Here is a 15333-nt window from a genome sequence, read left to right on the forward strand (position 1 = left end):
TGCACGGCGATTGTTTTTACGGTCGCAAATAAAAAGCCCTCCGTTGCTGAGGGCTTTTTATTTACAAAAGGCAAGGGTTCAGACATCAAAATTCGAACTGCACCGAGCCACCGATAAAATGCAACACGCTATCTTCGTAGGTGCCTTCCAGTCGTGGGTAGAATGGTGCGCCGCGTTGTTGATCGATGGGGATATCGCCGAGGGAACCGTAGTTGTAACCCACATCCATGGTCAGCCCGGGGCAGAGCTCAGTGCCGGCGCCGAGTCCCAAGGTCCAGCTTTTGTTGGTGACAGTATCCGCGGTCAGATTGCTTTCATCGGTCATCCCGCTTTCCAGCGCTACGCCAGTGGATAGGTACCAGCCGCCCAGCATGCCCTGGCTGAATTCGTGGCGAATGCCGACAGCAAAAGCGCCGGTATCCTGGTAGCCGCGATCTACCTTGACCGAGGTCTGCGCCGGGTTGTCGAGTGCCAGTGTCACACCGGCATACTCTGACCAGTCCTGCCAGGCGAGATTGACGTACAGCGTGGTGGAATCCGTCAGCTCCTGTTGCAGGCTGGCGGTGACGGTTGCGGGGACATTGATGTCAATATGTGTGCGCTTGCCGTTGAGGCGTTCAACGGCCGGTTCCAGCAGTGGACCGAAATTGCGCAGCGTCAACAGGTCGGTGAATTCGAGTTTCACCTTCGAGGTGTAGGTGATGCCGAAGGTGGTGCTGGGTACCGGCCGGTAGATGATACCGAGGTTGCCGCCATACCCGTCTTCCAGATCCTTGAAGCGCATGTAGGCGTCGTCGTCGATCAGCCCGGCGCGTGGCGCGGACTGGAAGCTGAAATACGCCGCCATGGCATTCAGACCCAGCCCGACGGATAGGCAGTCGTTGACCTGCCAGCTGAGCGAAGGGATCAGGCTCATGCCGATAAGATCGACGTTCTGCACAAAGCGACGCCCCTGCCAGTCGTCGTGGTAGTCGAGGCCCAGGCCAAAGTTGCCGGCCATCGCGAAGCCCCAGCCGATATCATCGGTGATTTTGCCTGCGGCGAAGCCACCGGCGCCGGGAAACCAGCCGACCGGGTTGCCGCCGTCATTGCCCGGAACATTACTCAGTCCGTCATCGGTAAATTCGATGTCGCCATACAGCATCTGTGCGGCGCCGCGCACGTCCGTCTTGTCACGCCATACGGTACCGGCGGGGTTGGTAAAGGCAGTGGCGGCATCTTCCGGCATCGCCGCCCAGCCGGCGCTGGCAGTACCCAAGGTCGGCGTGCCTATCTGCCATAGCATGATGCCACCGGCCTGCGCCGCCGGGGCAGCGAGTGCGGCGAAAAACAGTGGCATTATTTTTTTCGCGGAAATAACGCGCATGGTTCGTTGGTGCTTCATGAACCGTTCCCTCTGGGAATGACGTGGGCGGAAAATTCAAGGCAGACGCGATCGTCCGGCTATTTTTTGGCTTTCGGAAAAAGCATCACCCAGTTGAGCCGAAAGCCCCAATCCTGGCTGCCGCCGTCGGGGCTTTCCGCGTAGTAGCGCGGGCCGGCCTGGATCTGGTAGGTCTGTTTGCCCACCGTGAATACCTTCGCCACCAGGAAATGAATCGGTACATTCCACTGCTCGGTTTCCCAATCGTAGGTGGATTCGGTCTGGATGGTATATGTCCAGGAGGTAGGGGTGTTGTAGGCGAGAAACGGCTGGATGAAGGTGCTGTTCACGTCGGCGCGGTTATCGCTGCCGGCAAAAGACCAGATATGGTTGGCGAGCGCACCGATAGTCCAGGGGCCGGTCTGCTTCAGCACCACCCCGGTGGGACCAGCTCCCCATTTTTCCGTTCCCAGTAGCGGTTCTGTGCCGGTAGGCACCAAAAATACCGGGCCTGCGCCCCAGATCAGTCCGCCCGCGGTGGGTTTCTTGGGGGAGAAGAATGCGCTCTGCACCGTATCGCCCAGGCCTGTTTGCTCACCGCTGCCCGGAAAAATGTCTTTCTGGTTCATCACCGGCAGAATGGTACGGCTGATGAGATTCCAGTTGTCGCTGATCGAGATGGGAATTACCGGCTGAATATTCAGGGTGTATTTGCGGCCGTCCTCTAGCGGGCCAACACGGTTGTCCCAGTTGTGCTGGAAAGGCACGCTGATGAGATCGGAGACAGGGTTGCTCAGCTGTTTGGCGAGATCGGAATCTGCTTTCGCACTGAAGCTCGAGAACGCGAGGATAGCAGCAAAACACGCGGCGAAATTTCGGTACATCTTTTTCACCAGATAGGGGAAGTCGTAAAACGGCTTTCCTCAGTCTAGCGGCACCTGGTAGTTATTTTTCCTCTATGTCGCGCTGGTCGACATCCGCGTCGCAGCGCTCAACGCGGGTTTGTCGAAGAACGCTGGCGCGCAGCGCTCAGGTGGCGTATGCAGGCGCCACCCGATTGGTTGGAAGGGGGAATTACTTGGCAGCCATCGCCAGGGCCACGGTGCCGGGCCCGAGGTTGATACCGCCGGAAAGGCTCATGACCGAGCGATAAAGTTTTACCTTGTGTTCGGCGGCAATTTTTTCCAGCGCTCTGAAGCCCGGAACCTGGTCCAGGTCTTTCAGCGCGCCGGCGATACTCACCACTACTGCGGGCATCAGCAGGGCCTTGTCGACGATTTTTTCTTGCGCCAGTTGAAACAGGCGCTCGGTGCAACTGTCGTAGGTTTTTACCGTATCGGTCACTGCGGACCCCTGGTATGTCATGGAAATAATGGGGTGCAGGTCCAGCGACTTCGCCATAAAGGCCTTCAGCCAGCTCACACTTTTTTCATTTTTCTGGCGGCCGCGCTCGCGCAGGTAGTACACATCCTTGATGGCGGCATAGCCGACAATCTTGCGCCCGAATTCTTCCGCGCGGGATTTTATCTGCGCACCGGTAAGCCCTTTCTGGATCAGCGACAGGGTATACAGTGCCAGTAGCCCCTGGCCGGAGAACAGTGTGTGTGAGTCCACGGTGTGGATCGCTACGGACGCGCTCGCCAGTTTGCGGGCGACGTTTTCAGCATTGGCGTAGGTGGGGCTGTTGGCCGCGTTGATGGTCTGGACGACGATGTCTTGCTGTCCCTGCTGTACCAGTTTGGCAATGACCTGCTCAATCTCTGGTTCGCCGGCGGGGCCTGAGTTGACCTCGCGGGAGCGATCTACCAGCGACAGCGAGTAGAAGTGGTTCATCTGCGCAGGATTGCGCTGGTCCCCAAACGTCTCGTTGCCGAAACTGACACTGTGGGGCAAAACCGGGATTTTGAACTTACGCAGGAATTCATCGGGCAGGTCGCAGCCGGAATCGACGACTAACTGAACCATGGGTGTACCTCTTATTGTCGGTTCAATGTCGGAGAAGGGCGGCAAATTTAGCATTTCGTCACAAGTTGTGACAGTTGCAATAAAGCGTTTTGCCCGGGTAAGCGTGACTGGCAAGTGTTCAGATAGGGGCGATCAAGGGGTGCGTTAATCGGCGGAGGAGGGCGCGACACCCCCCTCCGGGCAAAAACGTAAACAGGGGAGTGCAGATCAGCCGCGCATCTGCTCCAGTTCCAATCCCTTGGTCTCGTGCACCATGTACAGCACAAATGCCACGGAGAGCAGGGCAAACAGGGTGTAGATTCCATAGGCGCCGGCCAGGCCGATACCGGTCAGCATGATCGGGAAGGTCATGGTGATGCCGAAGTTGGCGACCCATTGCGCCAGGCCGGATACTGCAAGGCCGGAGCCGCGGATTTGGTTGGGGAACATTTCACCCAGCATGGTCCACATGGCCGGGCCCCAGGAGCCATTGAAGAAGAACACGTAGGCATTGGCGGCGATCAGTGCCAGCAGGCCCATGCTCTGGGAAAGTTGTAGCTGGCCGCCTGCATCCAGGGTGGAGTTGGCAAACGCGAACGCCACCAGTCCGAGAGTGAGGGTCATGCCGATGGAGCCGACCAGCAGCAGCGGCTTGCGGCCGATCCTGTCGATCAGCGCCATGGTGATCAGACAGGCGGCGATGCTGACGCCGCCGGAGATGATATTGATCATCAGGGCGTCGGATTCGGAGAAGCCCACCGCCTGCCACAGCACTGCGCCGTAGTAGAACACCACATTGATGCCCACCAGCTGCTGGAATACGGCGAGGCCGATGCCCACCCACACGATCTTGCGCACCTTGCCCAGGCGCTGGCCGGCATTTTCCAGCAGGTCCGCCATGCGCGGGCGGTGATCACCGGCGACGGATTCGCGGATGCTTTCCAGCTTTTGTGCCACGGCGGCTTCACCGTAAAGTCTGCGCAGCACTTCCGTGGCGCGGGAAGTCTGCTTCGAAAGCACCAGATAGCGGGGGCTCTCTGGAATCAGCAGCAGGGCGAAGAAGAACAGTGCTGCCGGAGCGATTTCGATCCAGAACATCCAGCGCCAGGCGTTGTATCCCATCCACCACTCATTCACGGCGGAGCCGGCGGTATTCGCCAGCCAGTAGTTGCTGACAAAGGCAGCGAAAAGCCCGCTAATGATCGCAATCTGGTTGATGGTGGTCAGGCGCCCGCGAATCGCCGCGGGGGCAATCTCACTGATGTAGGCCGGCGACATCACACTTGCGGCACCTACGGCGAGGCCGCCCAGCACACGATAGAACACGAATTCCGCCGAACTGGCGGCGATTCCGGAGCCCCAGGCGCTGACCAGGAAGAGAATCGCGGAGATCAGCAGCAGGGTCTTGCGCCCCCACAGGTCTGCGAGGCGTCCGGCGAAAAAGGCGCCCACGGCACACCCCAGCAGCATCGAGGCCACATTGAAGCCGGTACCGGCGGTGTTGGAATTGAACGCCTGCTGTAACCCGGTGACGGTGCCGTTGATCACGCCGCTATCGAATCCGAACAGGAAACCGCCGATGGTGGCGACACCACAGATCAGGACAATAAATGAAAGTGGGGGAGCATCTTGGCGGCTCTGGGCGTTGCCCTGGATCCCGCCGATGGGTTTCTCAATCGCTTGCATGAGTGACTACCTGCATTTTTATTGTGAGTGAGCGGGCACCGGATGCCCGCCCGGTCTATGGATTTGTTGTTCTGCTTGTGCGCACAGATTCACTGCACAGACTCCCGCACAGGGGGAGTCCCCATGGTGACGCTCCGGACGGGGAAAAGCGTCCTACTTTGGGAAATATCCTAAAGTTGGACGCCTGCTGCGCCGTCGATCCGTCCCAGTTTGGGTGGGAATCCCAGCTTATGTGGGACAGTAAGTGGGCACTAGGGCTGTGGCCGTTCGGTCGAGATGGTCCCTGGCGGGTGCCGGGTATTACCGGCTGCTGGGTATAATGGCGCTCTCGAATGCCTGGTAAGCCCGGACCCGCCCAATGCCTGAAGCCCCCACATCAAAACTTTCCCGCCAGTTGCGGAACACCCTGCAGCGCCATCCTGCGCAGGGGCAACTTTGGCTGGGGTATTCCGGCGGACTGGATTCCACCGTATTGCTGCACCTGCTGGCGCGCGCGCAGGTTCCGTTTACCGCCCTTCACGTACATCACGGCCTGAGCGTCCGCGCCGACCAGTGGCAGCATCACTGCGAGGTGGTGGCGGGGGCGATGGGGGTGCCATTTGTCGCATGCCGGGTACAGGTGGACCGCAGCGGCGGCGGGTTGGAGCAGGGGGCGAGAAAGGCCAGGTATCGGGCGTTCCAGCAGCAGATGGCGGCGGGCGACCAGATTCTGCTGGCCCATCACGGCGATGATCAGGCCGAGACATTTTTGCTGCGATTGTTGCGTGGTGCCGGTGTGTTGGGGCTCGCCGCCATGGCGGAGCAGCGTTACCTGGGTAATCCGGATTGGGGTAGGACGTTGCTGCGCCCGTTGCTGAGGGCTAGCCGCTCAGAGCTTGAAGACTACGCCCGTGAGCATGCATTGAGCTGGGTGGACGACGACAGCAACGCGGATCTTACGCTGGATCGCAACTATCTCCGCCGGCAGGTGATTCCGCATCTGGTGGCGCGCTGGCCGCTGAACGAACGTGTGGCCCAGGCCGCGGATAACCTGCGCGAAGCGGACGAGCTGCTGGGGGAGTTGGCGGAGGAGGATCTCCAGCGCTGTGATCTACGGCCGGAGCGGTTTGGCCAGAGCGTTGACCTTGCGGTTTTCCTCTCGCTTGCAATGGCGCGGCGCAAAAACCTGCTGCGGAGCTGGTTGACGCGGCTGGGGGCGCGGATGCCGGAAGCCGTGCATCTGCAGCAGGCGCTGCAACAGGCGCAGGCGGCTGATGATGCCGTGCCAGAAGTTCTGCTGGGCGGGCAGGTGTTACGTCGCTATCGTGATCGCCTATATCTCACACCACAATTGCTGCCTCTGGGCCCGGGTGAAGAGGGTGAGCGGCAGTGGGATGGGAAAAGCGAACTGGATCTGACCGGTGGCTGGACTTTGTGCGCTGGGGACAGCTGGCCCGCAGGCGACTACACGGTACGCTTTCGCTCCGGTGGCGAACGGGCGAAACCGCGCGAGCGCCATCACTCCCAGACCCTGAAAAAGCTGCTGCAGGAGTATGGACTTGCGCCATGGCTCCGGGATCGGGTGCCACTTGTTTTCCGGAACGGGATTCTGCTCGCAGTAGGCGACCTGTTCGTCACAGAGGAGGGGCCCCAAACACCGCCCCGGTGGCGGTTTTCCGATTGAGTGGGTACCGGCTTTCTGGTAGTCTGGCGTCCCATCTCAATGGCATCAGGTTGCGCGACTCTGCGCCTCCCGGGCCAGCCCCGCACGCCCGAATCCGTCGGGCATTCAACTGACCAAGGTTTTGCATGACGCGCTACATTTTTGTCACTGGCGGCGTGGTTTCCTCATTGGGGAAAGGTATCGCCTCCGCCTCTCTGGCCGCTATTCTCGAAGCCCGCGGCCTCAAGGTCACTATTCTCAAGCTCGACCCCTACATCAACGTAGATCCGGGCACCATGAGCCCCTTCCAGCACGGCGAGGTCTACGTGACCGAAGATGGCGCCGAGACCGATCTGGACCTGGGCCACTATGAGCGCTTCATCCGCACGCGTATGTCCAAGCGCAACAATTTCACCACCGGCCGGGTGTATGAGACCGTGCTGCGCAAAGAGCGCCGCGGTGACTACCTGGGCGGTACCGTGCAGGTGATTCCGCACATTACCGACGAGATCAAGCGCCGCGTCATTGAGGGCGGTCGCGATATGGATGTGGCCATCGTCGAGATCGGCGGTACCGTGGGCGACATCGAATCCCAGCCGTTCCTGGAAGCTGTGCGCCAGCTGCGCGTAGAAATGGGCAGCAATCGCACCCTGCTGATGCACCTGAGCTATGTGCCTTACATCGCCACCGCCGGTGAAACCAAAACCAAACCCACCCAGCACTCCGTGAAAGAGCTGCGCTCCATCGGTCTGCAGCCGGACATCCTGCTGTGCCGCTCAGAGCGTGCCATCGACGACGATTCCCGCCGCAAGATCGCCCTGTTCACCAACGTGGAAGAGCGCGCGGTGGTGCCGCTGCCCGATGCCAAGACCATCTACAGCGTGCCGCGCATGCTGCACGAATACGGTCTCGACGACATTGTGGTGGAAAAGCTGCAGCTGGAATGCCCGGCCCCGGACCTGTCCGAGTGGGACGCGGTGGTGGACGGAAAGCTGAACCCGCAGCACGAAATCAAGATTGCCATGGTCGGCAAGTACATGGAGCTGCTGGACGCGTACAAATCCCTGATCGAATCCCTGGTGCATGCGGGCATCAAGAACCGCACCCGGGTGAACATCGACTTCATCAATGCTGAAGACGTGGAAGCGGAAAATGGCCTCGACCTGATCAAGGGCGCCGATGCCATTCTGGTTCCCGGCGGCTTCGGCGAGCGCGGTCTGGAAGGCAAGCTGGAGTCCGTGCGCTACGCGCGTGAGAACAATATCCCGTTCCTCGGTATCTGCCTCGGTCTGCAGTCGGTGGTTATTGAGTACGCGCGCAACGTACTGGGCCTCGAAGGTGCCAATAGTACCGAGTTCAACGTCAAAACCCCGCACCCGGTGATCGGCCTGATTACCGAGTGGATCGACAGCGAAGGCAAGGTCGAGACCCGTGACGAGAAGTCGGACCTCGGTGGCACCATGCGTCTCGGTGGCCAGGAATGTCGTCTGGAAAAAGACTCCAAGGCGCGTGAGATTTACGGCAAGGACGTGATTGTCGAGCGTCACCGTCACCGCTACGAGGTGAACAACAATTACGTGGATCGCCTGCAGCAGGCCGGTCTCAAGATAGGCGGCTGGTCCGCGGACGATACCCTGGTTGAAATGGTCGAGTTGCCCGAGCACGAGTGGTTCGTGGCCTGTCAGTTCCACCCGGAATTCACCTCCACCCCCCGCGACGGGCACCCGCTGTTCGAGAGCTTTGTGGCGGCGGCACTCAAGCACCGTCAGGCCAAGTAAGTTCTTTCAGGTAACGTTGAATCCGTCCGTAACAACAATTTGAATACCCGCGCCCCCTGTTTCGGGGGCGCGAAAAAGGATGTTGAAAGCGATGAAATCCATTCAGGTAGGCAGCCTGCAGGTTGCCAACGACAGGCCGTTCACCCTGTTCGGCGGTATGAATGTGCTGGAATCCCGCGATATGGCGATGAAGGTCGCGGAGCATTACGTCAAGGTAACCGACAAGCTCGGTATTCCCTACGTATTCAAGGCGTCCTTCGATAAGGCCAACCGCTCTTCCATTCACAGCTACCGCGGCCCGGGTATGGAAGAGGGGCTGAAGATTTTTGAAGAAATCAAAAAGACCTTCGGTGTTCCGCTGATTACCGACGTGCACGAACCACATCAGGCGGCACCGGTTGCTGAAGTGGTAGATGTGATTCAACTGCCGGCATTCCTCGCTCGCCAGACCGATCTGGTGGCCGCCATGGCGGCCACCGGGGCGGTGATCAACGTGAAAAAACCCCAGTTCATGAGCCCGCCGCAGATGAAAAATGTGGTGGAAAAGTTTGCCGAGGGTGGAAACGAAAACATCATCCTGTGCGAGCGCGGCGCCTGCTTCGGTTACGACAATCTGGTGGTCGACATGCTCGGTTTCCGCACCATGATCGATGCCACCAACGGTGCCCCACTGATCTTTGACGTGACCCACTCGCTGCAGATGCGCGATCCGGGTGGCGCCGCCTCCGGAGGCCGTCGCAGCCAGGTTACCGAACTCGGCCGCGCAGGCCTCGCCATCGGCATCGCCGGTCTGTTCCTGGAGTCACACCCGAATCCGAACAAGGCCCTGTGTGATGGTCCCAGCGCACTGCCGCTGGAAAAGCTCGAGCCCTTCCTGGCACAGATGAAAGCTGTAGATGATCTGGTAAAAGGATTCGAGTTCCTGGATACCAAATAATTAAAAAAGCGTGGCGCGGGAGAAGTGCCACCAAATCCAAACCTCACAGACCCATTTTTCGACTAACTATTTCTCGAAGGACAAGGAGCCCGTTGTAAACATGAGCAAGATTGTTGCTGTAAAAGCTTTTGAAGTATTGGATAGCCGCGGTAACCCCACCGTTAACGCCGATGTAATTCTCGAGTGCGGCGCGGTAGGTTCTGCCTGTGCACCGTCTGGCGCTTCCACCGGCTCTCGCGAGGCCCTCGAGCTGCGCGACGGCGACAAGAGCCGTTACCTGGGCAAAGGCGTACTGAAAGCCGTAGCGAATATCAACGGTGAAATTGCCAACCTTCTGGTAGGTATGGACGCAACCGATCAGCGCGCCCTCGACCAGGCGATGATCGACGCCGACGGCACCGAGAACAAATCCAAGCTGGGCGCCAACGCCATCCTGGCCGTTTCCCTCGCTGCTGCCAAAGCCGCGGCCATCTCCAAAGGCGTTCCCCTGTACCAGCACATTGCCGACATCAACGGCACCCCCGGCCAGTACACCCTGCCGGTACCGATGATGAACATCATCAACGGTGGTGAGCATGCCGACAACAACGTCGACATCCAGGAATTCATGATCCAGCCGGTCAAAGCGAAAACCTTCGCCGAAGCCCTGCGTCAGGGTGCAGAAATTTTCCACTCCCTGAAAAAAGTACTGTCTGCCCAGGGCCTGAACACCGCCGTTGGTGACGAAGGTGGCTTCGCGCCGAACCTGCCGTCCAACGAAAGTGCCCTGAAAGTGATCGCCGAAGCCGTTGAAGCCGCTGGCTACAAACTGGGCGACGACATTACCCTGGCCCTGGACTGCGCCTCTTCCGAATTCTATAAGGGTGGTAAGTACGTACTCGCTGGCGAAGGCAAGGAATTCGATAGCGAAGGCTTCGCTTCTTACCTGGCCGAGCTGTCTGAAACCTACCCGATCATCTCCATCGAAGACGGCATGGACGAGAGCGACTGGGACGGCTGGAAAATCCTCACCGACAAAATCGGCAGCAAGGTACAGCTGGTGGGCGACGACCTGTTCGTAACCAACACCAAGATCCTGAAAGACGGCATCGAGAAGGGCGTTGGCAACTCCATCCTGATCAAGTTCAACCAGATCGGCTCCCTGAGCGAGACCCTGGACGCGATCAAAATGGCCAAAGACGCCGGTTACACCGCGGTGATCTCTCACCGCTCCGGCGAAACCGAAGACACCACCATCGCCGACCTGGCGGTTGCCACGTCTGCCGGCCAGATCAAAACCGGCTCCCTGTGCCGCTCCGACCGCGTAGCCAAGTACAACCGTCTGCTGCGCATCGAAGCCGAGCTGGAAGGCAAAGCGCCTTACCGCGGCATTGCCGAGTTCAAGTAAGAACTGAAGCCCGGTAAACTGGCGAAAACTCGCATCCAAGCTCGCTATTCTGAACTTGGATGCGAAGGCGCTGATACCGATGCCCCTTCCCGGGACGGAGATTCGGGCCATCCGTGGCCCTCACCCTCCGGGCGCCCTAAGGGCGTCCAAAACGGCTATCCTGCCGTTTTGTCTGCGACAGGGATGTCGCGGAAGAGCGCCCATGGATGGGTTCACGGCGTGTCCCGGGAAGGGGTATCGGTAGCAGGGCCGCCACGGAATAAAATCTGTGGGTCCCCCTAAAGCCAGGAGAGAACACAAGAATGAAATGGCTGCTGGCAATTTTTACCGTCATGCTGCTGGTCACCCAATACCGACTCTGGGTGGGTGAGGGCAGTTTTGCGGATATCGCCAGGCTGGAGCGGCAGCTTGCCGAGCAGCAGCACAAAAATACTGCGCTCGAGCGCGAGAACCGCCAACTACTGCGGGAAGTTCGCAGCCTCAAGGAAGGCACCGACGGCGTAGAAGCCAAAGCCCGCTACGATCTCGGCCTTATCAAAGAAGGCGAAACCCTGTTTATTTTTCTCGACCAGGACAAGCAAAAGACTCCTGAGCAGGCACAGCGAGAAAAAGAATGACCACCTCCGTACACCCAGTTGCAAGCAATTACTGGGTCATCGTCCCCGCTGCCGGCTCCGGCAAGCGCATGGGGGCAGAAATTCCCAAACAGTATCTGCCGCTCAATGGCAAACCCATCATTGCCCATACCCTGGAAAACATCCTGTCCTGGCCCGGGCTCGAGGGGGTCATCGTCGCCATTGCCGCAGATGACTGCGAATTTTCCAGCATCGCTGCCGCGCAGGATCCGAGAGTGTTCACCGTTATTGGCGGTGCCGAACGCGCCCAATCCGTCCTCGCTGCGCTCGATTACCTGAGCGCGCGCGAGAATCCGGCAACCCCCGTCCTCGTGCACGACGCCGCCAGGCCCCTGGTGGCGCTGGACGATATACAGAAATTGCTCGCCGCCGCGCCCATGGCACTGCTGGCGCAACCCGCCAGTGACACCATCAAACAGTCGCAGCCGGGCGAAGGCGGTAGTACCGTGGTTCGACAGACTCTGCCGAGAGACCAGATATGGCTCGCGCAGACACCGCAAAAAGCACCGCTTGGCCTGTTGCGCGACACCCTGATGCGGGGGCTCGAAAACGATCCGCTGGCGATCACCGATGAAGCCAGCGCACTGGAGCAGGCGGGTTATCACCCTGAACTGGTGGCCGCCTGCCGCAGCAACTTCAAAATCACCCATCCGGCCGACTTGATACTGGCGGAGGCCCTGTTGCGACACCGGGCTGGTGAACTCTCTGCAGGAAAGAATGTATGAATTTGAGAATCGGCCAGGGCATTGACGTACACGCCTTTGGTCCCGGCGATCATGTGGTCCTCGGTGGCGTTGTCATTCCCCATGAGCAGGGCCTCGTCGCCCACTCCGATGGCGATGTGCTGCTGCACGCACTCGCAGATGCACTGTTGGGGGCGCTGGCATTGGGTGATATTGGCAAACACTTTCCCGATACCGATGACGCATACTCCGGTGCCGACAGTCGTGTGCTGTTGCGTCACGTGATGAGCCTGATTCACCAGCGCGGCTATCGCCTGGTCAATGCCGATGCCACCCTGATCGCGCAGGCCCCGAAAATGGCACCGCACATCGACGCCATGCGGGGGAATATTGCCGAAGACTGCCAGGTAAGTGTCGACGCTGTCAGTGTCAAAGCGACCACCAGCGAAAAACTCGGTTTTACCGGTCGCAAGGAAGGTATCGCCGCGCAAGCGGTGGTGCTGCTGGACCGAGCTGCAGGAAGTGCACCGTGAGCGATAACACACAAGACTGGAACCTCGACTGGCCCCGCGCTCTCGGCGGCGCCGCCATCACGGCAGATTTTCGCTCCGAGCCGGAAGACTTTGTGGTGGACGAACTCGCTGCACCGGCGGAAGGTGAGGGTGAGCACGTCTACTTACATATCCGCAAACGCGGCGCCAACACTGGCTATGTTGCCCAGCAACTGGCACAACTGGCCGGGGTGCAGAGCAACGATGTGGGCTTTTTTGGCCTCAAGGACCGCCACGCCGTCACTACCCAGTGGTTCAGTGTGTGGCTGGCGCAAAAGCCGGAACCGGACTGGAAGTCGCTGGAAAATGAAGAGGTACAGGTGCTGCAGCACTTCCGCGGCCAGCGCAAGCTCCGCCGTGGCGAACACCTGGGCAATCGCTTCCAGATCCGCCTGCGCAATGTACAGGGTGACCGGGCTGCCGCTGAAGCGGTGCTGCAGCATATCGCGGATGGTGTACCCAATTATTTTGGCGAGCAGCGTTTCGGCCATGACGGCGGCAACCTGGATCTGGTAGAAACGATGCTGGCGGAACAGGGGGCGGGAAAACGCCGGCGAACGCCGCGCAACCAGAAGGCATTTGCCATGTCCGCCGCCCGCAGCTGGCTGTTCAATCAGGTACTGGCGCGCCGCATAGAGCAGGGGAACTGGCAGGCGCTGCTCGAAGGCGAGCCGGAATCGTTCCCTAGCGGGCCACTTTGGGGGCGCGGCCGCAACCTGGCTGCCGACGCCCAACTGAACCTTGAAAGCGAGGCCATGGAGCCCTGGAAATCTTGGTGTGATTGGCTGGAACACTGTGGGCTCAGCCAGGAGCGACGCGCGCTGGTGCTGCAGCCTCTGGGCTTCCAGTACCTGTGGCAGGGCGACGATCTGACTGTCTCTTTCGCCCTTCCGCCGGGAACATTTGCCACCGCGTTACTGCGCGAAGTGGCCGAACTGGTCAATCAGTCCGATCGCGCAATAAAATAAACGACAACAAAATGTGACCGGTGGCGCGTTTGTGACCCCGGCCAGTCACTGGATGTACTTGGAGTAAGGCATTTCAGTGAATTGCTTGCAGGGAGACAGTGCGTCCTTATGGATCGTTTGAGACACGAAGGTCTGGGTATGACATCCCAGCGTACCCGCAATCGCCTGATTCAGCGCTTGCGGGACGAAGGTATCAGCAGCGAGGAGGTGCTGGATGTGATGGCATCCACACCCCGTCACCTGTTTCTGGATGAGGCCCTGGCTCTCCGCGCCTACGAAGACACTGCCCTGCCCATCGGCTACGGCCAGACCATCTCCCAACCCTACATCGTCGCCCGCATGACCGAGCTTCTGATGAGTCGTGCTCGCTCCCGCGCCCGGGTGCTGGAAGTGGGTGCTGGGTCCGGGTATCAAACCGCCATTCTCGCCCGGCTGGTAGACAAGCTGTATTCCGTAGAGCGCATTGAACCGCTGCTTACCAAGGCCCGTCAGCGGATGCGCGAACTGGGGATCTTTAACGTGGAGATGCGCCTTAGCAACGGTGGTTACGGCTGGCCGGAGCAGGGGCCTTACGACGCCATTCTCTGCGCTGCTGCGCCGGCGAGTGTCCCCGATGAGCTCAGGGAGCAGCTGGCACCGGGTGGGGTGTTGGTCATTCCGGTGGGAAGCGATCGTCAGTTTCTGACCATCGTGACCCGCAGCGAAGACGGCAACCGGTTTGATGTAGAAAAGGCGGAGCCAGTGCGCTTCGTACCATTGTTGAGTGGAGTAGTACGTTGATGTCTCTGGATTTGTTTCGCGGTCGCTATTGGGGTGTGGCTGCCCGCGGTGTTGCCATGGGGGCTGCGGATGTGGTGCCCGGTGTATCCGGCGGTACCATTGCCTTTATCACCGGTATTTATCAGGAGCTGCTGGACTCTATCAGCCGTATCGGCCCGCATACCCTGACCACCCTGTGGAAGCAGGGGGTTGCGGCCGCGTGGCGTCAGATCAATGGGAACTTTCTGTTGGCGCTGTTCGCGGGCATCCTGACCAGTATTTTCAGTCTTGCCAAACTCATCAGCTTTTTGCTCCACGAATATCCCATCATCGTTTGGGCGTTCTTTTTCGGTTTGATCCTCGCCTCGGTAGTGCCCATTGTTCGGCATATTCGAGATTGGCGGTGGCAGAGCTGGCTGGCCCTGATGCTGGGTGTCGCGCTGGCAATTCTCGTGAGTGAAATGCGGCCTACAGAACTTGCTGCGACACCCAGCACACTGTTTTTCTCCGGAGCCCTAGCGATCTGCGCAATGATCCTGCCTGGAATATCCGGCTCCTTTATATTGCTGATGATTGGTATCTATCCGCAGGTGATTGCGGCCGTACATCAATTTCAGCTAAGTGCGCTTGCGTGGTTCGCCGCCGGTGCCGCAAGTGGCTTGCTGTTGTTCAGCCGCCTGCTTTCCTGGCTGATGCATCGCTTCCCATCGGTGACCCTGTCATTTTTGGTGGGCATTTTGTTTGGCAGCCTGAAAATTGTCTGGCCGTGGAAACTGGCAACCAGCGAAATGGCGGGACTAGATGGTGAGAAACTTGCGCCGATGATGTCCAATGTATTTCCGGCGGAGTTTGCCAGTGCATCCGGCCAGCCCTCCCACTTTCTCGCTGCGGCGGTGGCGGCAGTGGTGGCGGTTATCCTGGTGCTCGCTATTGAGTGGCTCAGCTGGCGGCATGTAGGAAATGTCGTACAGGAAAAATAAGCAAAAGCTGACAATTGCGG

The 15333-nt window shown here is 59.5% G+C and carries 14 protein-coding genes; 10 read left to right on the top strand and 4 right to left on the bottom strand.

Annotation, left to right across the window (positions count from 1 at the left end; translation table 11 throughout):
• Positions 1-85: 85 nt before the first annotated feature.
• The 4 genes from R5R33_RS15700 to R5R33_RS15715 form a co-directional block, all read right to left on the bottom strand.
• On the bottom strand, positions 86-1384 hold the full coding sequence (locus R5R33_RS15700) for an OmpP1/FadL family transporter (protein WP_318953644.1): 1299 nt from the start codon (positions 1382-1384) through the stop codon (positions 86-88).
• Between the two features lie 59 nt (positions 1385-1443).
• Positions 1444-2247 (bottom strand): transporter, encoded by an 804-nt coding sequence (locus R5R33_RS15705; RefSeq protein ID WP_318953645.1) that lies wholly within the window; start codon positions 2245-2247, stop codon positions 1444-1446.
• Positions 2248-2437: 190 nt separating this feature from the next.
• Complete coding sequence (locus R5R33_RS15710) at positions 2438-3328, bottom strand: DegV family protein (RefSeq protein WP_318953646.1); 891 nt, start codon at positions 3326-3328, stop codon at positions 2438-2440.
• Positions 3329-3535: 207 nt separating this feature from the next.
• Positions 3536-4993, bottom strand: coding sequence for a sugar porter family MFS transporter (locus R5R33_RS15715; RefSeq protein WP_318953647.1), 1458 nt, complete (start codon positions 4991-4993; stop codon positions 3536-3538).
• Between the two features lie 358 nt (positions 4994-5351).
• Between R5R33_RS15715 and tilS the strand changes: the two genes are divergently transcribed.
• The 10 genes from tilS (at position 5352) to R5R33_RS15765 (ending at position 15313) form a co-directional block, all read left to right on the top strand.
• Complete coding sequence (gene tilS / locus R5R33_RS15720) at positions 5352-6656, top strand: tRNA lysidine(34) synthetase TilS (protein WP_318953648.1); 1305 nt, start codon at positions 5352-5354, stop codon at positions 6654-6656.
• A gap of 125 nt (positions 6657-6781) precedes the next feature.
• A complete protein-coding gene (locus tag R5R33_RS15725; protein WP_318953649.1) occupies positions 6782-8413 on the top strand; it encodes a CTP synthase in 1632 nt (543 codons plus the stop codon).
• Between the two features lie 91 nt (positions 8414-8504).
• Positions 8505-9350: a 3-deoxy-8-phosphooctulonate synthase gene (kdsA, locus tag R5R33_RS15730; protein WP_318953650.1), complete on the top strand. Its 846-nt coding sequence runs from the start codon at positions 8505-8507 to the stop codon at positions 9348-9350.
• 100 nt (positions 9351-9450) lie between these two features.
• On the top strand, positions 9451-10737 hold the full coding sequence (gene eno, locus R5R33_RS15735) for a phosphopyruvate hydratase (RefSeq protein WP_318953651.1): 1287 nt from the start codon (positions 9451-9453) through the stop codon (positions 10735-10737).
• A gap of 302 nt (positions 10738-11039) precedes the next feature.
• Positions 11040-11354 (top strand): septum formation initiator family protein, encoded by a 315-nt coding sequence (locus R5R33_RS15740; RefSeq protein ID WP_318953652.1) that lies wholly within the window; start codon positions 11040-11042, stop codon positions 11352-11354.
• Positions 11351-12097 (top strand): 2-C-methyl-D-erythritol 4-phosphate cytidylyltransferase, encoded by a 747-nt coding sequence (gene ispD, locus R5R33_RS15745; protein ID WP_318953653.1) that lies wholly within the window; start codon positions 11351-11353, stop codon positions 12095-12097. The genes R5R33_RS15740 and ispD overlap by 4 nt, the downstream gene beginning before the upstream one ends.
• On the top strand, positions 12094-12588 hold the full coding sequence (gene ispF / locus R5R33_RS15750; RefSeq protein ID WP_404810372.1) for a 2-C-methyl-D-erythritol 2,4-cyclodiphosphate synthase: 495 nt from the start codon (positions 12094-12096) through the stop codon (positions 12586-12588). The genes ispD and ispF overlap by 4 nt, the downstream gene beginning before the upstream one ends.
• A complete protein-coding gene (truD, locus tag R5R33_RS15755; protein WP_318953654.1) occupies positions 12585-13574 on the top strand; it encodes a tRNA pseudouridine(13) synthase TruD in 990 nt (329 codons plus the stop codon). The genes ispF and truD overlap by 4 nt, the downstream gene beginning before the upstream one ends.
• Positions 13575-13682: 108 nt before the next feature.
• Positions 13683-14354, top strand: a complete 672-nt coding sequence (locus R5R33_RS15760) for a protein-L-isoaspartate(D-aspartate) O-methyltransferase (protein WP_404810373.1) — start codon at positions 13683-13685, stop codon at positions 14352-14354.
• Positions 14354-15313, top strand: coding sequence for a DUF368 domain-containing protein (locus tag R5R33_RS15765; protein ID WP_318953656.1), 960 nt, complete (start codon positions 14354-14356; stop codon positions 15311-15313). Before R5R33_RS15760 ends, R5R33_RS15765 begins: the two co-directional genes overlap by 1 nt.
• Positions 15314-15333 lie beyond the last annotated feature (20 nt).

The sequence above is a fragment of the Microbulbifer pacificus genome (assembly GCF_033723955.1).
GTDB lineage: Bacteria > Pseudomonadota > Gammaproteobacteria > Pseudomonadales > Cellvibrionaceae > Microbulbifer > Microbulbifer pacificus.

What these genes read in the sequence shown, in the direction of transcription:
- R5R33_RS15705 (WP_318953645.1), bottom strand. Translation starts at nt 2,247, where the DNA reads ATGTACCGAAATTTCGCCGCGTGTTTTGCTGCTATCCTCGCGTTCTCG.
- R5R33_RS15715 (WP_318953647.1), bottom strand. Translation starts at nt 4,993, where the DNA reads ATGCAAGCGATTGAGAAACCCATCGGCGGGATCCAGGGCAACGCCCAG.
- R5R33_RS15700 (WP_318953644.1), bottom strand. Translation starts at nt 1,384, where the DNA reads ATGAAGCACCAACGAACCATGCGCGTTATTTCCGCGAAAAAAATAATG.
- R5R33_RS15765 (WP_318953656.1), top strand. Translation starts at nt 14,354, where the DNA reads ATGTCTCTGGATTTGTTTCGCGGTCGCTATTGGGGTGTGGCTGCCCGC.
- R5R33_RS15760 (WP_404810373.1), top strand. Translation starts at nt 13,683, where the DNA reads ATGGATCGTTTGAGACACGAAGGTCTGGGTATGACATCCCAGCGTACC.
- ispF (WP_404810372.1), top strand. Translation starts at nt 12,094, where the DNA reads ATGAATTTGAGAATCGGCCAGGGCATTGACGTACACGCCTTTGGTCCC.
- R5R33_RS15725 (WP_318953649.1), top strand. Translation starts at nt 6,782, where the DNA reads ATGACGCGCTACATTTTTGTCACTGGCGGCGTGGTTTCCTCATTGGGG.
- ispD (WP_318953653.1), top strand. Translation starts at nt 11,351, where the DNA reads ATGACCACCTCCGTACACCCAGTTGCAAGCAATTACTGGGTCATCGTC.
- R5R33_RS15740 (WP_318953652.1), top strand. Translation starts at nt 11,040, where the DNA reads ATGAAATGGCTGCTGGCAATTTTTACCGTCATGCTGCTGGTCACCCAA.
- tilS (WP_318953648.1), top strand. Translation starts at nt 5,352, where the DNA reads ATGCCTGAAGCCCCCACATCAAAACTTTCCCGCCAGTTGCGGAACACC.
- eno (WP_318953651.1), top strand. Translation starts at nt 9,451, where the DNA reads ATGAGCAAGATTGTTGCTGTAAAAGCTTTTGAAGTATTGGATAGCCGC.
- R5R33_RS15710 (WP_318953646.1), bottom strand. Translation starts at nt 3,328, where the DNA reads ATGGTTCAGTTAGTCGTCGATTCCGGCTGCGACCTGCCCGATGAATTC.
- kdsA (WP_318953650.1), top strand. Translation starts at nt 8,505, where the DNA reads ATGAAATCCATTCAGGTAGGCAGCCTGCAGGTTGCCAACGACAGGCCG.